Here is a 17,038-nt window from a genome sequence, read left to right on the forward strand (position 1 = left end):
GGCGGGGCGTTTGCTTCCGGTCCAGCTTTGAAACGGCCAGCTCGTGATTGAATTCTCGCTCCTCTTTGCCCTGGGCTTCCTGACGGCGATCATCATCGGCCTTCTCGTCGCGCCGGCCATTCACCGCCGCATCGTGCGCTTTGCCGAGGATCGCCTGAAAGCGACCATGCCGCTCAGCCCCCAGGAAGTGCGCGCCCAGAAAGATGCCGCCCGCGCCACCTTTGCCGCCGAGAACGCCCGCACGCAGCAAGCCCTGAAGCGCGAGCGCGACAAGGGCGTGTCGCTGATGCTCAACAACGAGAAGACACTGCAGGAGGCGCGCCGCCTGAACGGCGAGAATGCCGATCTGCATTCCCAGCTTGCCGACATGAACGTCGAAGCCGCCGACATGCGCTCGGCGATCCGACAGTTCGAGCAGCGACTGGAGCGCATGAAGGTTTCGCTCGAAACCGTCGAGCGCGACAACGCCGGCAAGGCGGAAACGATCAAGACTCTGACCAATCAGTTGGCGCAACAGGCCGCCGCCATCGACAATCTGCGCCTCGACCTTGCCGCCGGCGAGACAGAGGCCGAAAACCTCAAGAGCCGCGTCGCGACGCTCCGCGACGAGCGCGATGCGCTGCGTGCAGATCTGAAGACGGAAAGCGCGCATGCCAAGGAAATGGAGCTGCGTCTTGCCCGTGACGAGAGCCGCCTGCAGCGACTGGAAGACAAGCTTTCGCGGGAACTGGCTGCAGGCGCCGATCGCGAAAGCGCGCTCGAGCGACGCGCCGATGAAATCGAACGACTGAAGACCAAGGTGAAAGACGTGAACCAGGACATGCGGGATGCCGCCAAGGTGTTGCGCGCGGCAGGTATCGCCTTCCCAGCGCGCAAGGACCGTCGCGCAAGCGGCAGCGAGCCGTCGGAGGGCGTTGCCGCGCACCCTGCGCAGCCCATCGAGCAACCGGGCGTGCCGCCGCTGGAAACTGCGGCGCTTTCGCATGAACTCAAGAACCGTGCGGCCGCCGTGTCGGAACGGTTGACCAATTCCAAGACGACCGCCCATGACGATGCCTTGCGCGAGGAAGTGGCGGAAATTGCCGCCGGCATGGTGGCTCTGACGGCAACGCGCGAGGGCGCCGCCTCGCCGATCCTCAGCCTGCTCGCGGGTGACGAAAACAACGATGCTGCCGGCCGCAAGAGCCTGGCAAAGCGGGCAAAGGAAATCCTGCCGAAGGAATAGGCGCGTTCTGTGCGCGTCAGATCCGGTCGTTGATCAAGGCGACCTGATGCAGCGCGATGCCGGCTGCCATCGAGACATTGAGGCTGTCGAGCCCGGGCCGCTGGCGAATGCGCGCGGTGCGTATGGATTTCAGGATGGCCGGCGGCAGCCCCTCACCTTCCGTTCCGACGAGCAAGGCAGTGCGCCTGGCCGGCGGTATTCCGCCGATGTCGGTTTCGCCGGCCGGCGACAGCCCCCAGATCGCAAAACCCTCATCCTGCAGCCGTTCGATCAGCGACGCCGCCGACCCTTCGCGCGCAAACGGCACCGTCAGCACCGAACCGACGGAAACACGGATCGCCTTGCGGTACATCGGATCGCAGCTCGTCTCATCCATCAGCACCGCATCGACGCCGAAGGCCGCCGCATTGCGAAACAGCGAGCCCATATTGTCGTGATTGGAGATGCCGCAAGCGGCGAGCACAAGGCTGGTAGCCGGCAGTGAGGCGAGCAGCGCGTCCCGGCCGGCAACGCCGTCACGGCGCCCGAGTGCCAGCACGCCACGGTGAATGTTGAAGCCGGCAATCGCGTCGAACACCGGTGCCGCCGCCACATAGACGGGCACGTCAGCGGGAAATTCCGCCAGAATGGCCTCTACGCCGGGCACACGGCTTTCGAGAAGCAGGATCGCCTCGGCGCCAAGCCCGCTGTTGGAGCGATGCGCAGCCGCCAGCATGCGCAGCACCACCGTGCCTTCAGCGATGAAACGCCCCTGTCGGCCCGTCAGGTCGCGCTCCTTGATCGACACGAAGCCGGCGATGCGCGGATCTGCCGGATCATCGATGCGGATCGGAGGCGAGGCGCTTGAGCTCATACCGTCAGTTGGTCCTGACGGTGATGTCGGCAACGATGCGGCCGGCGGCGATATCGAAGACGATGGCGCGCGGCTCGGCGCCGGGCAGATTGCCGTAGAAAAGCACCTGCGAGCCCGACAGCGCGACGTTGGTCACCGTGAAGCCGGCCGGGAGGGCGGCAACCGCATTGACCGGCGCCTCGCTCGGAACGGCGATGGCTGCGGATTGCGCCTGCGCCTTTTCGTCCGTGCGGGTCAGCTTGTAGACAATCGTTCCGAGGACAGCCATAAGCATGACCAACATCACGCCTGCCGAGACGAGCTGCAGCCGCACCATCTTGCGGCGAACATTCTCCATCGCCGGGTCTAGCGGCTTGTCTTCCTGGTCATCGGGCGCGGTCGCGGTCATGATAGGCCTTTTATCGGAATTAAAACGGAATGAACGACCCCTTTAAACAAGCAGCAGCCAATAGGAAAGTCCTGACGGCGGGCGAGGACGCCGCAGGGCGGCTCGATTCCTTCCTGACCGAGGCACTTTCGGGCGAGTTTTCCCGCAACCGGATCAAGAGCCTGATCGAGCAGGGTGCTGTTTCGATCAACGGCAAGCTGGTGACCGAACCGAAGAAGAAGGTCCAACCGGGCGACCATTTCGAGATCGACCTGCCCGAGCCGGAAGATCCGGAGCCGAAGGGCGAGGATATCCCGCTCGACGTGCTCTATGAGGACGATCACCTGATCGTCCTGTGCAAGCCGGCAGGCCTTGTCGTTCATCCCGGCGCCGGCAATTGGACGGGCACGCTGGTCAATGCGCTCATCCACCATTGCGGCAACAGCCTCTCGGGCATCGGCGGCGTCAAGCGGCCCGGTATCGTCCACCGCCTCGACAAGGAAACGAGCGGGGTCATGGTCGTCGCCAAGAACGACGCCGCCCACCGCCACCTGTCGGACCAGTTTGCCGATCACGGCCGCACCGGCCCGCTCGAGCGCGCCTACCGGGCTGTCGTCTGGGGCCGGCCGCGCCAGTTGAAGGGCACCATCGACGCCCCTCTCGGCCGAGCGGGCGACCGCACCAAGCGCGCCGTAAAGCGAGAAGACAGCGACGACGCCCGCGAAGCGATCACCCATTACGAGGTCGTCGAGCGCTATCTGGAAAAGCCCGACGGCACCAGCCTGGCATCGACGGTGGAATGCCACCTCGAAACCGGTCGCACCCACCAGATCCGCGTGCACATGGCTCATATCGGGCATCCGCTGATCGGCGACCCGGAATATGGCGCGGCCTTTCGCACCAAGGCCAACCTCCTACCGGAGGCGGCAAAGTCCGTGGTCAGCCAATTCCACCGCCAGGCCCTGCATGCCTTCATGCTGCAGTTCGAACATCCGTCGACCGGCGAAACTATGCACTTCGAGGCCCCGATGCCTGAAGACATGGCGGCCCTGGTCGAGGCCCTGCGCGGCGCAACGTAGCGCCACCTCTTGAATTTCGGCCGCAGGATTCCAATCTTAACTTCGCCTCTATTCGTGATCTGTCTTGCCTCCGGCGTCACATGTTAGTGAAACCGGACTCCTTGAATCATGCTTTCGCCGTACTTATTTTGTAGCCTCGTGGGGTCTTAACGAAGACCCACATGCCCGGCCTGCCGCCCGGAGGCCGGAGACTATAAAGGGGGTGCTTCATGGCCCGAAACAATTTGCCGTCCATTGCCGCTGGTGAAGGCGGCCTCAATCGTTATCTCGACGAAATCCGCAAATTTCCCATGCTCGAGCCGCAGGAAGAGTACATGCTCGCCAAGCGGTATCAGGAGCATGACGACCGCAACGCCGCTCACAAGCTCGTCACCAGCCACCTGCGCCTCGTCGCCAAGATCGCGATGGGTTATCGCGGCTACGGCCTGCCGATCGGCGAAGTCGTGTCTGAAGGCAACGTCGGCCTGATGCAGGCCGTCAAGAAGTTCGAGCCCGATCGCGGCTTCCGCCTGGCGACCTATGCCATGTGGTGGATCAAGGCCGCCATCCAGGAATACATCCTGCGCTCCTGGTCGCTGGTCAAGATGGGTACGACCGCCAACCAGAAGCGGCTGTTCTTCAACCTGCGTCGACTCAAGGGCAAGATCCAGGCGCTCGATGAAGGCGACCTGAAGCCCGAGCACGTCAAGGAAATCGCCACGACCCTGAAGGTCAGCGAGGACGAGGTCATCTCGATGAACCGTCGCCTGTCCGGCGATGCTTCGCTGAACGCGCCGATCAAGGCGAGCGAAGGCGAATCCGGACAATGGCAGGATTGGCTCGTCGACGACCACGACAATCAGGAACAGATCCTGATTGAACAGGATGAGCTGGACAGCCGCAAGGCCTTGCTCGCAAACGCGATGAAGGTGCTCAACGATCGTGAACGCCGCATCTTCGAGGCGCGCCGCCTTACCGAAGATCCGTTGACGCTCGAAGACCTATCGACCGAGTTCGATATCAGCCGCGAGCGCGTGCGCCAGATCGAAGTCAGGGCCTTTGAAAAGGTCCAGGACGCCGTCCGCAAGGCGGCGTTGGAGAATGCCCAAGCCTTGCGCGTCGTCGAAGGCGCATAGGTCCGAGGCTTGGCATAACAGGAAACGAAAAAACCCGGCGAAGTTCTCGCCGGGTTTTTTGTTGTTCCTGCTTCAACTCGTCCGGCCCTATTGGCCTGTCGCTGCCGTATTGCCTGACGATCCCCAAGCGCGCATCGCCTGGCTGAAGGCTTCGTTGCCACTCTGGCCCTTTTCAAGCGTCAGCAAGGCGCGGCGACCGTTGCGGTATGTCAGCGGGATATCGATCCAGCCGCGGCTGCGCAGCAGTTCGGTATTGCTGCCAACCGCTTCGGCGAAGTCGTTGAGCGCGATCATGTGGAAGTCGTCGGTGATCTTGGCGGGTACCGCGATCAGCGCATCGCCACGATCCTGCTCCGTCCGCTTCATCGAAACGCGCTGCACACCGTCGATGGCGCCGCCTTCGAAGTTCTGCGGCAGCGAGAACACGAACTCGATCACGTGGCTTGCCGGCAGGGACGGATCCGCATTGCGCTTGATCGTCATCAGCGCCGTCAACCCGCGGTCCGGCACGGTGATCTGAGCCTGGATTGCCGGTTCCGGCTTGGCGTCGCCACCCGGAGACTCCTCCTTGACCGACCAGGCGACAGTTCCCGGAATGGCGGTCGGAGAGGATTGGCCAAGCCGCTCTTCGTAGAGGAACATCTTTTCGCCGTTGGCAACCGCAACATCCGGCTGTGCCGGCTGAGCGCCGGGTTGCAGACCTGTACCAGGCGTTCCGGCGTCGGTACCAGGCGTACCGGCCGCTTCTTCCTGCGGTTTTCCGGCTTCGGTCTGCGGTGCGACCGACTTGCCTTCCTGCGCGGCACTTTCACCGTTCAAGACAGCCGGGCCGGCATCGGTTTCCGAGCCATCGGCAAGCAGGCGCTGGGTAAATTTCGTCGACGTGTTGTCCGGAACAGCCGTGTCGTCATGCGCGCCGGGCTGTTGCGTCACGGTCTCGCCGGTCGGCGCCGGGGGCGTGCTCTGCTGTTCCGCCGGCGTCTCACCCTTGCCGGAAACGGCCGACGTTATCGAAGCGACCATGCCGGAAATCCAGGCATTGCCCGCCTCCCGGTTCTGCCAATAGGCAAATCCGCCGCCACCGAGCACGAGCAAAAAGCCGGCGGCGATCACCAGGCGCTTGACGCTGAAGCGCGAAGGCTTTGGCGTCGTGCTATACGAAGTCGGCCGCGCCGGCATCTCGATGCCGCGATCGATATCCTTGGCCGTTGCCGCTCCCGCACCTGCCGCCGTCGCACCGCCTTCAAGACCCAGAAGATCGTCAATGTGATCCCAGGCCGTACCCGCGCGCTCCTGCTGGCTTGCGGATTCCGCCGAGTTTGCGGCCGGCGTTAGCGATGTCTTTTCGACCGGCCACGACCAATCGGAAATTTCGGCGTCGCTGGCCTTTTGAGCGGGGCGCTCGGTGATCGAGGCAAACGGATCGTCGTCGTCGAACGACCAGGAACGGCTGGCATCTGCTTTCGGCGCCACCGGCTCTATTTCGCCAGGCTTTTCCTCGACGGGATGCATGCCGAGCAACTCAGGTGCACCGGCATCGTCGACCCCGTCGTCCGGCTTCGCGTCCAGCGAGGCAGGTGCAGGCTTCGTGTCGTCCCAGTCCGGCAGTTCCCATTCCGAACGCGCTGACGTTTCCGAAGCAGGCTCGACAGCGGGCGCATCCCAGATCGCTTCCTGCACCGATTCGGGCTCAGGCTCGATGGCCGGGGCAACCGGCGCGTGGTCAAAGACCTCTTCAGCGGCAGGCTCGGCGGATGCGACGATTTTCTCATCATGCGCGTGTGCGTCGGCCGGCTGCTCGTCCTCGACCGGCGGCTGCCAAGTCGGCTCGGCCTGCTCTTCGACGGCTTCGGCGTGTTCGGCCGTTGCTTCGGCGGGCACGGGCTCGGCATAGCTTTCCAGCTGCTCATCATGCTCGACGGACGCGTCGGCGTCAGCAGGCTCGACATCGCCAACGGCTTCTGTCGCCGGCTCTTCGGCAGCGGCCGTCACCGGCTCGCTTTCCGCCTCGGACTCGACCTGCTCGACAGGCGTCTCGACGACATCGCCCGGTTCCGGTTCCGCCTCAGCGGGCACGACCGCTTCCGCAACTTCAGCCTCGGGCTCGAACGCGTCGATCGCCGGCAGGGCCTCGGCATATTCGCTGTCGACCTCGCCGATCGCGTTTTCGAGCTTTGCCAGCTGACGATTGATCATATCGTCCGACGGACGCGGATTCATATTTTCGAGTTGGCGACGCACGGCGGCGCGCGCCTTCTCGTAGACCTTATCCCGCATTTCCGGTGTGTTTTCCGACAGGCCGTCAACGGTCCTGCGAATAACTGCAACAAAATCCGCCATCAGAACTTTCTCATACGCTCAGGCATGTGTTTGCGATCACGACGCAATGTCAGTCCGCCGACACTAGTCCTCAAAGGGGTCCGTCACAAGTATTGTGTCGTCCCGCTCCGGGCTGGTCGAAAGAAGAGCCACCGGTGCACCGATGAGTTCCTCGACCTGGCGAACATACTTGATCGCCTGTGCCGGAAGATCTGCCCAGCTGCGTGCGCCGACAGTCGATTCCTTCCAGCCTTCAAGTGTAATATAGACTGGCTTTGCCGAAGCTTGCTGCGCCTGGCTTGCCGGAAGATGATCGATCTGCTGTCCGTCGAGAGTATATCCGACGCAAATCTTCAGTTCATCAAGGCCATCGAGCACGTCGAGCTTGGTCAGCGCGATGCCGGTGATGCCGTTGGCGGCGACCGACTGGCGCACGAGCGCAGCATCGAACCAGCCGCAGCGGCGCTTGCGCCCGGTAACCGTACCGAACTCGTGGCCGCGTTCGCCCAGGAACTGGCCGATCTCGTCGTGCAGTTCGGTCGGGAACGGGCCCTCGCCGACGCGGGTCGTATAGGCCTTGGTGATACCGAGAACGTAGCCGAGCGAGCCCGGGCCCATGCCCGAACCGGCGGCGGCCTGACCTGCAACGGTGTTGGACGAGGTTACGAACGGATAGGTGCCATGATCGATGTCGAGAAGCGTGCCCTGCGCGCCTTCGAACAGGATGCGGGCGCCCTTGCGCCGCGCCTTGTCGAGCAGCACCCAGACGGTTTCCATGAACGGCAGTACCTTGTCGGCAACCGAAGACAGCTCGAGCATGATCGCGTCATGGCTGATTTCCGGTTCGCCGAGGCCACGCCGCAGCGCGTTGTGGTGCGTCAGCAGGCGATCGACCTTGGCCGGCAGGGTTTCGAGGTCGGCAAGGTCCATCACGCGGATCGCACGACGGCCGACCTTGTCTTCATAGGCCGGGCCGATGCCGCGGCGGGTGGTGCCGATCTTGGTGCCGCTGTTGGAGGCAGCGTCTTCGCGGAAGCCGTCGAGTTCGCGGTGCAGCGAAAGAATGAGCGTGGCGTTGTCGGCAACACGCAGGTTCTCCGGGGTGATCGTCACGCCCTGCTTGCCGAGCTTGTCGATTTCAGCGATCAGCGCATGCGGGTCGATGACCACGCCGTTGCCGATGACGGCGAGCTTGCCGGGACGCACGACGCCGGACGGAAGCAGCGACAGCTTGTAGCTGACGCCGTCGATCACCAGGGTATGGCCGGCGTTGTGACCGCCCTGAAAGCGCACGACGATATCCGCGCGTTCCGAGAGCCAATCTACAATCTTGCCTTTGCCTTCATCACCCCACTGGGATCCGACCACCACGACATTCGTCATAATTCTCTTCCTGTTGACGCGCGCAAGTAGGGTTGCGCTGTTCTCAAAACCCGCGCATCTATACTGTGTTGTCACCGGGAAAGCGACCCCGTTATGACGGGCGTTCCGCCCTTTTTGCATGACAAGCGCTGGATTTAGCGCCTATATCTTGCGTCTCTCCCGCCCTTGCGGCAATCAATCCCCGTCATCCTAGCAGGTTGCAGCATCGTGAATTCCAGGGCTTATTTCTATCTCTGCGTCACCGCACTCTTCTGGGGCGGCAATTCGGTCGCCGGAAAAATGGCCGTCGGGCATGTCAGTCCGATGATGCTCACCACCCTTCGCTGGGTGTTTGCGCTTCTCATCATCCTGGTGCTGATGACGCCGCAGATCCGCCGCGATTGGCAGAAGATCAAGCAGCATTGGCTGCAGCTGCTGGCCTATGGCGTCATCGGTTTCACCACCTTCAACGCCCTGCTCTATTCTGCGCTGAAATACACCAGCGCGATCAACGCGGTCATCCTGCAGGCCGGCATCCCCATGCTGATCTTCCTGTTCAATTTCATGCTGTTTCGAACCCGCGCCTCGATCGCACAGGTGATCGGCTTCACCGTGACGCTGATCGGCGTGCTGATCACCGCCGCGCACGGCGACATCGCCAGCCTGCTGCAACTGGAGTTCAATTTCGGCGACGCCCTGATGATCGCCGCCTGCATCGTTTACGCCGCCTATACCGTGGCACTTCGCTGGAAGCCCACGATGCATTGGCAGAGTTTCATCGCCGCACCCGCCTTCGGCGCCCTGCTCAGCGCCATTCCACTGCTCTTCTGGGAGATCGGCAACGGCACCGCGATCTTTCCTGACACGACCGGCTGGATCATCCTGCTCTACGCCGCCATCTTCCCGTCATTGATGTCGCAGGTGCTCTATGTCCGCGGCGTCGAGATGATCGGCGCCAACCGTGCCGGGCTCTTCATCAATGCCATCCCGGTCTTCGGCACGCTGCTGTCGGTCATGCTGGTCGGCGAGACCTTCCACACCTTCCATTTCATCGCCCTGCTGCTTGTTCTCGGCGGCATCGCCATTGCCGAGAAGGGCCGCCCGAAACACTAATACCAACCCGCACGGATATTGACCTCTTCCGGCCGAGCCGGCGCCCCTCTTTCAGGCGAGCAACCGTTCCCTGTAGAACGCATCCTCGCCGTAGCTTGCAAGCTTGCTTGCCAGCCGCTCGTCCATGCGGACGGAAAACCCCTGCCGCTCCCAGAAGCCGCGCGAACCGTTGACCGACACCAGCGACATCGAGTGGTAGCCTTCCGACCGGGCGATATCGGCGAGCAGCGGCACGACGTTGCCCCCTGCCCCGGATCCGCGGGTCTCAGGCAAAAGCGCCAGATCGTGAATGTACCAGGTGTCGGCGGTTTCTGGGATCTCGCCCAGCACCGCGTTCAGCGAAGGCGGCGCACGGCGGAGCCAGGGATGGCTCAAGACATAGCCTTGGGCGACGCCGCCGACCTCCAGCATGAAGCAGCCCTCCGGGCTCAGTTCCAGTCGATCGGCAAGGACGTGATCGTCCTCGGGGAATGCCTCGTGAACCACCAGCTGGATTTCGGAGACCGAAACGAGATCGGGAAGGCTGGCCTCGCGCCAGCGGAATGCCTGTCGTGTCATTGCCGTCATCAATGTTTCAAACCGAAAGAACGCACCGGTTTGCCCCGATGCGTTCCTGGTCGTTCTCGAATTCAATCATCTGCCCGCCTTGGCGAGCGGGCCATTCGCTGGCGCATAGGTCACAAAATCATGGCCGATTTGCGCCCTTCAGCCTTGCGCATCAGGCGGTGCGCAAGGCTGCTGCATCGATGATCAATCGATGTTGAACACCAGCGGCTTTGCCTGGCGGATCGCTCCGTTGGCGCGCAGCTTGTCGAGCACGTCATCGGAAACCGGGCCGTCGACATAGAGCAACGCGATGGCGTCGCCGGCTTCCTTCTCGCGACCAAGCTGGAAGTTGGCGATGTTGACGCCGGCATCGCCGAGGGTCATGCCGATGAAGCCGATCATGCCGGGTACGTCGGTGTTGGTGATGTAGACCATGTGGCTGCCGACATCCGCATCAAGGTTGATGCCCTTGATCTGGATGAAGCGCGGCTTGCCGTCGGAGAACACCGTACCGGCGACCGAGCGGGTCTGGTTGGCGGTCTTGACCGTCAGCTTGATGTAGCCGTCGAAGACGCCGGTCTTGTCACGCTTGACCTCGGAAAGAATGACGCCCTTTTCCTTGATCATGATCGGAGCCGAAACCATGTTGACGTCGGCCACCTGCGGCCGGATGAGACCGGCGAGCGCGGCGCTGGTCAACGCCTTGGTGTTCATCGCTGCGGTCGCGCCATCGTAGAGGATCTCGATTTCCTTGATCGCGCTTTCCGTCACCTGGCCGACGAAGGCGCCAAGCACGTCGGCAAGCCGGATGAAGGGCTTGAGGATCGGGGCTTCTTCGGCGGTGATCGAGGGCATGTTGATGGCGTTGGAAACGGCACCCTTGACGAGATAGTCCGACATCTGTTCGGCGACCTGCAGGGCGACGTTTTCCTGTGCTTCCGTGGTCGACGCACCGAGATGCGGCGTGCAGACGACGTTCGCCAGGCCGAAGAGCGGGCTTTCCGTCGCAGGCTCGACCTCGAACACGTCAAAGCCGGCGCCGGCAACGTGGCCGGACTTGATCGCGTCGGCCAGCGCCTTCTCGTCGACGAGGCCGCCGCGGGCGCAGTTGATGATGCGCACGCCCGGCTTGGTCTTGGCCAGAGCTTCGGCATTGAGGATGCTGCGGGTCTTGTCCGTCAGCGGCACGTGCAGGGTGATGAAGTCGGCCTGGGCCAAAAGCTCGTCGAGCTCGACCTTGGTGACGCCCATTTCCTCGGCGCGCTCCTTCGACAGGAACGGGTCATAGGCAAGCACATGCATCTTGAGGCCGATGGCGCGCGAGCAGACGATCGAGCCGATGTTGCCGGCGCCGATGACGCCGAGCGTCTTGCCGGTGATTTCGACACCCATGAAGCGGGACTTCTCCCACTTGCCGGCCTGCGTCGAGGTGTCGGCGGCCGGAAGCTGGCGGGCAACGGCAAAGAGCAGCGCGATGGCGTGTTCGGCCGTGGTGATCGAATTGCCGAAGGGCGTGTTCATGACAATGATACCGCGGCGCGAAGCGGCCGGAATATCGACATTGTCGACGCCGATGCCGGCACGGCCGATGACCTTGAGATTGGTCGCAGCCGCGATCAGCTTCTCGGTCGCCTTGGTGGCCGAGCGAATGGCAAGGCCGTCATAATTGCCGATGATTTCGGCGAGCTTATCCTTGTCCTTGCCGAGTTTCGGCTGGAAATCGACTTCAACGCCGCGGTCGCGGAAGATCTGGACGGCGGTTTCCGACAGTTCGTCGGATACGAGAACGCGAGGTGCCATGATGGCCTCCTTGAAAAGATCAGGTCTGAACGGGAATGCGGTACAAGGGCTTCGCTCCCCATCGAGAGCGAAGCAAACGCTTGGGTTAGGCCGCTGCCTGCGACAGCGTCGCCTTCTGGGCCTCAAAAGCCCAGGTCAGCCACGGCATCAGCGCTGCCATGTCGGATGCCTCGATCGTGGCACCGGCCCAAATTCTGAGACCGGACGGTGCATCGCGATAATGGCCGATGTCGAACGCGACACCTTCCTTTTCGAGCAGGGCGACAACGCCCTTGGCAAAGGCAGCCTGTCCGTCCGCATCCAGTGCGGCGACATCAGCGTCGACGATCTTCAGGCAGACCGACGTATTGGAACGGGTCTCGTCCTTGACCGCCAGATTGGCGATCCAGCCGTTGGCTGCAACGAAGTCGAAGATCACCTTGGCATTGGCGTCGGCACGCGCCATCAGGCCCTTGAGCCCGCCGACCTTCTCAGCCCAGACGAGCGCATCGATATAGTCTTCGACGCAGAGCATCGACGGCGTGTTGATGGTCTCGCCGGTGAAGATGCCTTCGATCAGCTTGCCGCCGGAGGTCATGCGGAAGATCTTCGGCAGCGGCCAGGCCGGCACATAGGTCAGCAGGCGTTCGACGGCACGCGGCGAAAGAATGATGACGCCGTGTGCGCCCTCGCCGCCCAGAACCTTCTGCCAGGAGAAGGTGACGACATCGAGCTTGGCGAAATCGAGGTTCTGCGCAAAGGCGGCAGACGTCGCGTCGCAAATGGTCAGGCCCTTGCGGTCGGCCGGAATGAAGTCGGCATTCGGAACGCGCACACCCGAGGTCGTGCCGTTCCAGGTGAAGACGACGTCACGATCGAAATCGACCTTGGAGAGATCGGGAAGTTCGCCGTAACCGGCTTCGAACTTGCGTACATCGGCGAGCTTCAGCTGCTTGACCACATCGGTCACCCAGCCGGCGCCAAAGCTTTCCCAGGCGACCATGTCGACGCCACGCTGGCCGAGCATCGACCAGAGCGCCATTTCGACGGCGCCGGTATCGGAAGCGGGCACGATGCCGATGCGGTAATCGGCCGGCACGTCAAGAATGTCACGGGTAAGATCGATGGCCTGCTTGAGCTTCGTCTTGCCGACCTTGGCGCGGTGCGAACGACCGAGCGGAGCGTCGGAGAGAGCATCGAGCGACCAACCGGGGCGCTTCGAGCAAGGGCCAGAAGAAAAATGGGTGTTGTTCGGACGGATGTCCGGCTTGGCAGGCTTCGTCATGCGCTATCCTTCCAGATAGATAGCCCTTCGTTGGGGAAGGGTGTCCCGCCGTCGGAAATATTGCGGGTCCGGAAGGAAGTCAAGCGACTTGTGTCGCAATCGAGAATATTTATGGCGTCGCAGGCAATATCCGCAAAGATGAGGCTGCGCCTGCCGACCGATTGTTACCAGAACGAGAAGCGCAGGCCGGCTCTGATCTCGTGACGGGAAAGTCCATCGTCGAAACCCTTTGCCCCGCTCGCACCCGCCAGTGCCTCGGCGCCGAAGCCGAACATCTCGCCGTCGCCGATATGCGAGTAACGGTAGCCGACATCGAGCTTCAGACGATCGCTGAGGTCGTAGGAGACGCCGGCCATCAGCGCATAGGTGAAGCGCCAGCTGTTGCGACCGTCAAATGAGGTTGTGGCCGGAGCACCGGCACAGGCGCCGCCGCGGCAACGCAGCTCTCGCTGGCAAAGGCGGTATTCCAACGCAGATTGGTCGCGCCGATGCCAGCGCCGAGATAGGGCGTGAAGCCGGCGAGCGTTCCGAAGTCGACATAGGCGTTCGCCATCAGGCCGAGTGCGGAAAAATCCGCCGTCGCGGCAAAAGCGCAGGACGTACCGGCACCCTGCCCCGCGCAGGGGCTTGCGGTCAGCGACGAACCGTCGAAACGACCCTCGAAATAATCGGCCGTCAGATCAGCGCGGAAAGTGTCGGTGATCTGGTAGCCGAGGCCGATGGTTCCCGAAAACGGTTTATCGAAACGTGCGCCGTCGAACGGAATATTGCTGTAACCGGTCCCCGCATCGAAGGTGCGATAGGTGGGATTGCCCTCGTCGCGCCAGCCGGCGTAACCGATGTCGCCGCGCAGGTAGAGGCCGCTGCTGCCGGTTGCTTCCTGGGCAATCGTGATTTCGGGGGCGTCGATCAGAGTCTCGTCTGCGGCAAGTGCCGGACCGGAAAGCAACAGGCCGACACCGAACGCGGCTCCGCAGATCCCGTTTCGCCATTCCATGCCCATGCCCTTTCGCTACCATTGCCGTCGCCGAATAGGATCCACCCACCAGCTGCTTCGTTCAGCGTTAACTATTGCAGACGGAGGTTAACTCGCGGTTAACCATGCCCGTTAGGATTTGCGCAAAGCTTTGGGCGAAACGACAAAGGCCGCCCCGGGGGCGGCCTTCATGATTTCAGCGTCATATGTCTTACTTGTAGACGATCGGCTCCGGCTCGTAGGGAACCTCGCAGACATTGCCGAAGGAGTAGCGCAGACCAGCGCGTGCCTCGTGGATGTAGAAACCCTCGTCGAAGCCCGGGCCGCCGCCGTTGTTGTAGCCGAACATGTCGCCATCATCGACCTGGCGGAAGCGGTAGCCAACGTCTGCCTTGAGATTGCAGGTCAGGTCGATCGCAGTACCGGCCATGAGCGCGTAGGTGAAGCGCCAATCGCTCTCGCCACCGTGATCCGTCGTCGGGTCGCAATCTGCCGGATTGCTGACACTGCAGCTGGTGTTGCGCAGTCCGTCCCATTTCACGTGCGTGGCACCGATACCGGCACCGACATAGGGGGTGAAGGCGCCGTAGGTGCCGATGTCGACATAGGCGTTGGCCATCAAGCTCCAGGCGGAAACCGAGCTTGTGTCACTTGACACGCAGGGACCCGCGACGATCCCGCAGCCGCCTAAGGTCGAGCCGTTGAAGTCGCCACCGCCCCAGTAGTCGAGCGTGACGTCGGTGCGCAGATAGTTGTTGAACTGGTAACCGACACCGCCGCCAATGACCCAGGAGTCATCGATATCGGCCGAGGCGAACTCAGCGATAGAGCCGCCCGGGCCTCCCTGGTAGTAATTCGCGCCGCGCAGGTCGTTCCAGGCGTAGCCGACGTCGCCGCGCAGATACCAGCCGCTGGCCTGGATCACTGGCTCGACGATAGGCGCTTCGACAGGCGGTTGGTAAATGTCGGCAGCAAAAGCTGCGGTGCCGCTGAGCAAGACTGCAACAACGCCACTCAAAATTCTCTTCATGGCCCACTCCAATACATTCGGTTGCTTGGTGCACCATGAAAGTGGTGTCCAAATCCTGACGTTGGTTATGGATAATGAGGGGGAAAGGTTAAACTCCGATTAACTACAAACGTTTACCGTGTGCATTAAGGAACGTTAATACTCCGCGCTGCGGCAACTTGTTCTTTGGCGAGCAAAGAAAAGGCCGGTGATTGTCACCGGCCCTGGAGGAAACTTCTGAAGGTACGCTTTTAAGCAGCGTTACGCGCGCTGCCTATGACATTGATCAGCCCGTCGACGATCCGCTCGACCTGGCCGCGGTCATCGCCCTCGGCCATGACCCGGATCAAAGGCTCTGTACCCGACGGACGGATCAGCAGGCGGCCGGACTTGGCAAGCTCGGCTTCCGCATCGGCAATCGCCTGGCGCACGGCTGCATCCTCGAGCGGCTTGCCGGCGGACACGCGCACATTCTTCAAGACCTGTGGCACCGGCTCGAAACGGTGGCAGACCTCGCTCACCGGCTTGCCCAGGCGCTTGACGACCGCAAGGATCTGCAGGGCGGCCACGAGACCGTCACCGGTCGTGCCGAAGTCCGACAGCACGATGTGGCCGGACTGCTCGCCACCGACATTCAGGCCGTCCTGGCGCATCTGCTCGACAACGTAGCGGTCGCCGACCTTGGTGCGGCGCAGCTCGATACCACGGCCCTTGAGGTAACGCTCCAGCCCCAAGTTGGACATGACGGTTGCGGCGATCGCGCCGCCACGCAGCGTGCCATCCTCGGCCCAGCTGTCGGCGATAACAGCCATCAGTTGGTCGCCATCGATCACGGTGCCGTTCTCATCGACGATCAGAACCCGGTCGGCGTCGCCATCAAGCGCGATACCGATATCGGCGCGCACCTCATGCACCTTCCTGGAAAGGGCCGCCGGATGGGTCGAGCCGCAATCGAGGTTGATATTGACACCATTCGGCTCGGTCCCGATCGACACCACCTCGGCGCCGAGTTCCCAAAGCGCCTGGGGTGCAACCTTGTAGGCGGCGCCGTTGGCGCAATCGATGGCAATCCGCAGGCCCTGAAGGGTGACGTCGCGCGGCAGGGTGCGCTTGGCGTGTTCGAGATAACGATAAATGTCGCCGTCGACGCGCTTGGCGCGGCCGATGTCTTCCGCCTTGGCGAGCTGGCCGGACAGATCCTGATCGAGCAGCGCTTCGATCTTGGCTTCGATATCGTCGGAGAGCTTATAGCCATCAGGGCCGAACAGCTTGATGCCGTTGTCCTGGAACGGATTGTGCGACGCGGAAATCATCACGCCGATATCAGCGCGCAGCGAGCGCGTCAGCATGGCAACGCCGGGGGTCGGGATCGGTCCGAGCAGGAACACGTCGAGACCCGCAGCCGTAAAACCGGCAACCATGGCGTTTTCAAGCATATAGCCGGAGAGGCGCGTGTCCTTGCCGATCACCACCCGGTGGCGATGGGCGCCATTGCGGAAGATCGTACCGACTGCAATGCCGACCCGCATGGCGAGATCCGGCGTCATTGGAAAGATATTGGACTGACCGCGGATACCGTCCGTGCCGAAATACTTGCGCTTCATAAGAACTCCATCGTTCTGCTGGGTCAATGCAGGCTTTGCCTGCTTCACCTGTCTGCGTGCTCCGCGACTGGGTTTCATTGACCAGACCTCATATCATTCCGGCTGTTACCGTGGCCCCCGCGACCTTGATGCCGAAGCAAAGGCCGAGAGTATTTCGTTTCTTCTTTGACACAAAACCAATGCAAACGGCAGCGACGATAGCATCAGAAATCATTACATCGCGTTACCAAGTGCAATCCTGCACATACAGCGCCGCGCGTCTTATTAGACGCGCAAAGGTCGCGGTAGCACTTCGAATTGCTGCATGTTTTTATCCTTAAATCGAATGCGATTTAAGGAAAACGTTGCAGTAGCAACAAAAAGCCGCCGCACCCTCCGGCGCGGCGGCTTCTGAGATAAGCGTCTG

The 17,038-nt window shown here is 62.3% G+C and carries 13 protein-coding genes and 1 pseudogene; 4 read left to right on the forward strand and 10 right to left on the reverse strand.

Annotation, left to right across the window (positions count from 1 at the left end; translation table 11 throughout):
- The first annotated feature begins 43 nt into the window (after positions 1–43).
- Positions 44–1,225: a coiled-coil domain-containing protein gene (locus J3R84_RS14605; RefSeq protein ID WP_025424710.1), complete on the forward strand. Its 1,182-nt coding sequence runs from the start codon at positions 44–46 to the stop codon at positions 1,223–1,225.
- Positions 1,226–1,241: 16 nt separating this feature from the next.
- On the opposite strand, the gene J3R84_RS14610 is transcribed toward J3R84_RS14605, so the two are convergent.
- Together J3R84_RS14610 and J3R84_RS14615 are read right to left on the reverse strand one after the other, a co-directional pair.
- Positions 1,242–2,078, reverse strand: a complete 837-nt coding sequence (locus tag J3R84_RS14610; protein WP_025424711.1) for a TrmH family RNA methyltransferase — start codon at positions 2,076–2,078, stop codon at positions 1,242–1,244.
- A 4-nt stretch (positions 2,079–2,082) separates the two neighbouring features.
- Entirely contained in the window at positions 2,083–2,466 is a 384-nt protein-coding gene (locus J3R84_RS14615; RefSeq protein WP_025424712.1) for a hypothetical protein, read from the reverse strand.
- Between the two features lie 29 nt (positions 2,467–2,495).
- Here J3R84_RS14615 and J3R84_RS14620 point away from each other — a divergent pair, with 29 nt between their 5' ends.
- A complete protein-coding gene (locus tag J3R84_RS14620) occupies positions 2,496–3,524 on the forward strand; it encodes an RluA family pseudouridine synthase (protein WP_025424713.1) in 1,029 nt (342 codons plus the stop codon).
- A gap of 209 nt (positions 3,525–3,733) precedes the next feature.
- Entirely contained in the window at positions 3,734–4,639 is a 906-nt protein-coding gene (gene rpoH, locus J3R84_RS14625) for an RNA polymerase sigma factor RpoH (protein ID WP_025424714.1), read from the forward strand.
- Positions 4,640–4,726: 87 nt separating this feature from the next.
- On the opposite strand, the gene J3R84_RS14630 is transcribed toward rpoH, so the two are convergent.
- The gene (locus tag J3R84_RS14630) at positions 4,727–6,979 is read right to left on the reverse strand and encodes a hypothetical protein (protein WP_025424715.1); all 2,253 of its coding nucleotides are present in this window, start codon (positions 6,977–6,979) and stop codon (positions 4,727–4,729) included.
- 63 nt (positions 6,980–7,042) lie between these two features.
- Entirely contained in the window at positions 7,043–8,341 is a 1,299-nt protein-coding gene (locus J3R84_RS14635; protein WP_025424716.1) for an adenylosuccinate synthase, read from the reverse strand.
- 207 nt (positions 8,342–8,548) lie between these two features.
- On the opposite strand from J3R84_RS14635, the gene J3R84_RS14640 reads away from it, so the two are divergent.
- Positions 8,549–9,433, forward strand: a complete 885-nt coding sequence (locus J3R84_RS14640) for a DMT family transporter (protein ID WP_025424717.1) — start codon at positions 8,549–8,551, stop codon at positions 9,431–9,433.
- A 51-nt stretch (positions 9,434–9,484) separates the two neighbouring features.
- Here J3R84_RS14640 and J3R84_RS14645 read toward each other — a convergent pair whose 3' ends face one another.
- The 6 genes and pseudogenes from J3R84_RS14645 to glmM form a co-directional block, all read right to left on the reverse strand.
- Positions 9,485–9,991 carry a GNAT family N-acetyltransferase gene (locus J3R84_RS14645; RefSeq protein ID WP_203528347.1) on the reverse strand — a complete coding sequence of 169 codons (507 nt, stop codon included), beginning with the start codon at positions 9,989–9,991 and terminating at the stop codon, positions 9,485–9,487.
- Between the two features lie 192 nt (positions 9,992–10,183).
- A complete protein-coding gene (gene serA / locus J3R84_RS14650; protein ID WP_025424719.1) occupies positions 10,184–11,779 on the reverse strand; it encodes a phosphoglycerate dehydrogenase in 1,596 nt (531 codons plus the stop codon).
- 85 nt (positions 11,780–11,864) lie between these two features.
- The gene (locus J3R84_RS14655; protein ID WP_025424720.1) at positions 11,865–13,043 is read right to left on the reverse strand and encodes a phosphoserine transaminase; all 1,179 of its coding nucleotides are present in this window, start codon (positions 13,041–13,043) and stop codon (positions 11,865–11,867) included.
- 164 nt (positions 13,044–13,207) lie between these two features.
- A pseudogene (locus tag J3R84_RS14660) lies at positions 13,208–14,040 on the reverse strand (outer membrane protein).
- Between the two features lie 190 nt (positions 14,041–14,230).
- The gene (locus J3R84_RS14665; RefSeq protein ID WP_025424722.1) at positions 14,231–15,049 is read right to left on the reverse strand and encodes an outer membrane protein; all 819 of its coding nucleotides are present in this window, start codon (positions 15,047–15,049) and stop codon (positions 14,231–14,233) included.
- Positions 15,050–15,279: 230 nt separating this feature from the next.
- Entirely contained in the window at positions 15,280–16,632 is a 1,353-nt protein-coding gene (gene glmM, locus J3R84_RS14670) for a phosphoglucosamine mutase (protein ID WP_025424723.1), read from the reverse strand.
- Positions 16,633–17,038 lie beyond the last annotated feature (406 nt).

Source organism: Ensifer canadensis (assembly GCF_017488845.2).
Classification (GTDB): domain Bacteria; phylum Pseudomonadota; class Alphaproteobacteria; order Rhizobiales; family Rhizobiaceae; genus Ensifer; species Ensifer canadensis.

Excerpts from the sequence above, each read along its gene's own strand:
- J3R84_RS14630 (WP_025424715.1), bottom strand. The coding sequence starts at position 6,979 with ATGGCGGATTTTGTTGCAGTTATTCGCAGGACCGTTGACGGCCTGTCG.
- J3R84_RS14620 (WP_025424713.1), top strand. The coding sequence starts at position 2,496 with ATGAACGACCCCTTTAAACAAGCAGCAGCCAATAGGAAAGTCCTGACG.
- J3R84_RS14655 (WP_025424720.1), bottom strand. The coding sequence starts at position 13,043 with ATGACGAAGCCTGCCAAGCCGGACATCCGTCCGAACAACACCCATTTT.
- J3R84_RS14615 (WP_025424712.1), bottom strand. The coding sequence starts at position 2,466 with ATGACCGCGACCGCGCCCGATGACCAGGAAGACAAGCCGCTAGACCCG.
- rpoH (WP_025424714.1), top strand. The coding sequence starts at position 3,734 with ATGGCCCGAAACAATTTGCCGTCCATTGCCGCTGGTGAAGGCGGCCTC.
- J3R84_RS14610 (WP_025424711.1), bottom strand. The coding sequence starts at position 2,078 with ATGAGCTCAAGCGCCTCGCCTCCGATCCGCATCGATGATCCGGCAGAT.
- J3R84_RS14665 (WP_025424722.1), bottom strand. The coding sequence starts at position 15,049 with ATGAAGAGAATTTTGAGTGGCGTTGTTGCAGTCTTGCTCAGCGGCACC.
- J3R84_RS14635 (WP_025424716.1), bottom strand. The coding sequence starts at position 8,341 with ATGACGAATGTCGTGGTGGTCGGATCCCAGTGGGGTGATGAAGGCAAA.
- glmM (WP_025424723.1), bottom strand. The coding sequence starts at position 16,632 with ATGAAGCGCAAGTATTTCGGCACGGACGGTATCCGCGGTCAGTCCAAT.
- serA (WP_025424719.1), bottom strand. The coding sequence starts at position 11,779 with ATGGCACCTCGCGTTCTCGTATCCGACGAACTGTCGGAAACCGCCGTC.
- J3R84_RS14645 (WP_203528347.1), bottom strand. The coding sequence starts at position 9,991 with ATGACACGACAGGCATTCCGCTGGCGCGAGGCCAGCCTTCCCGATCTC.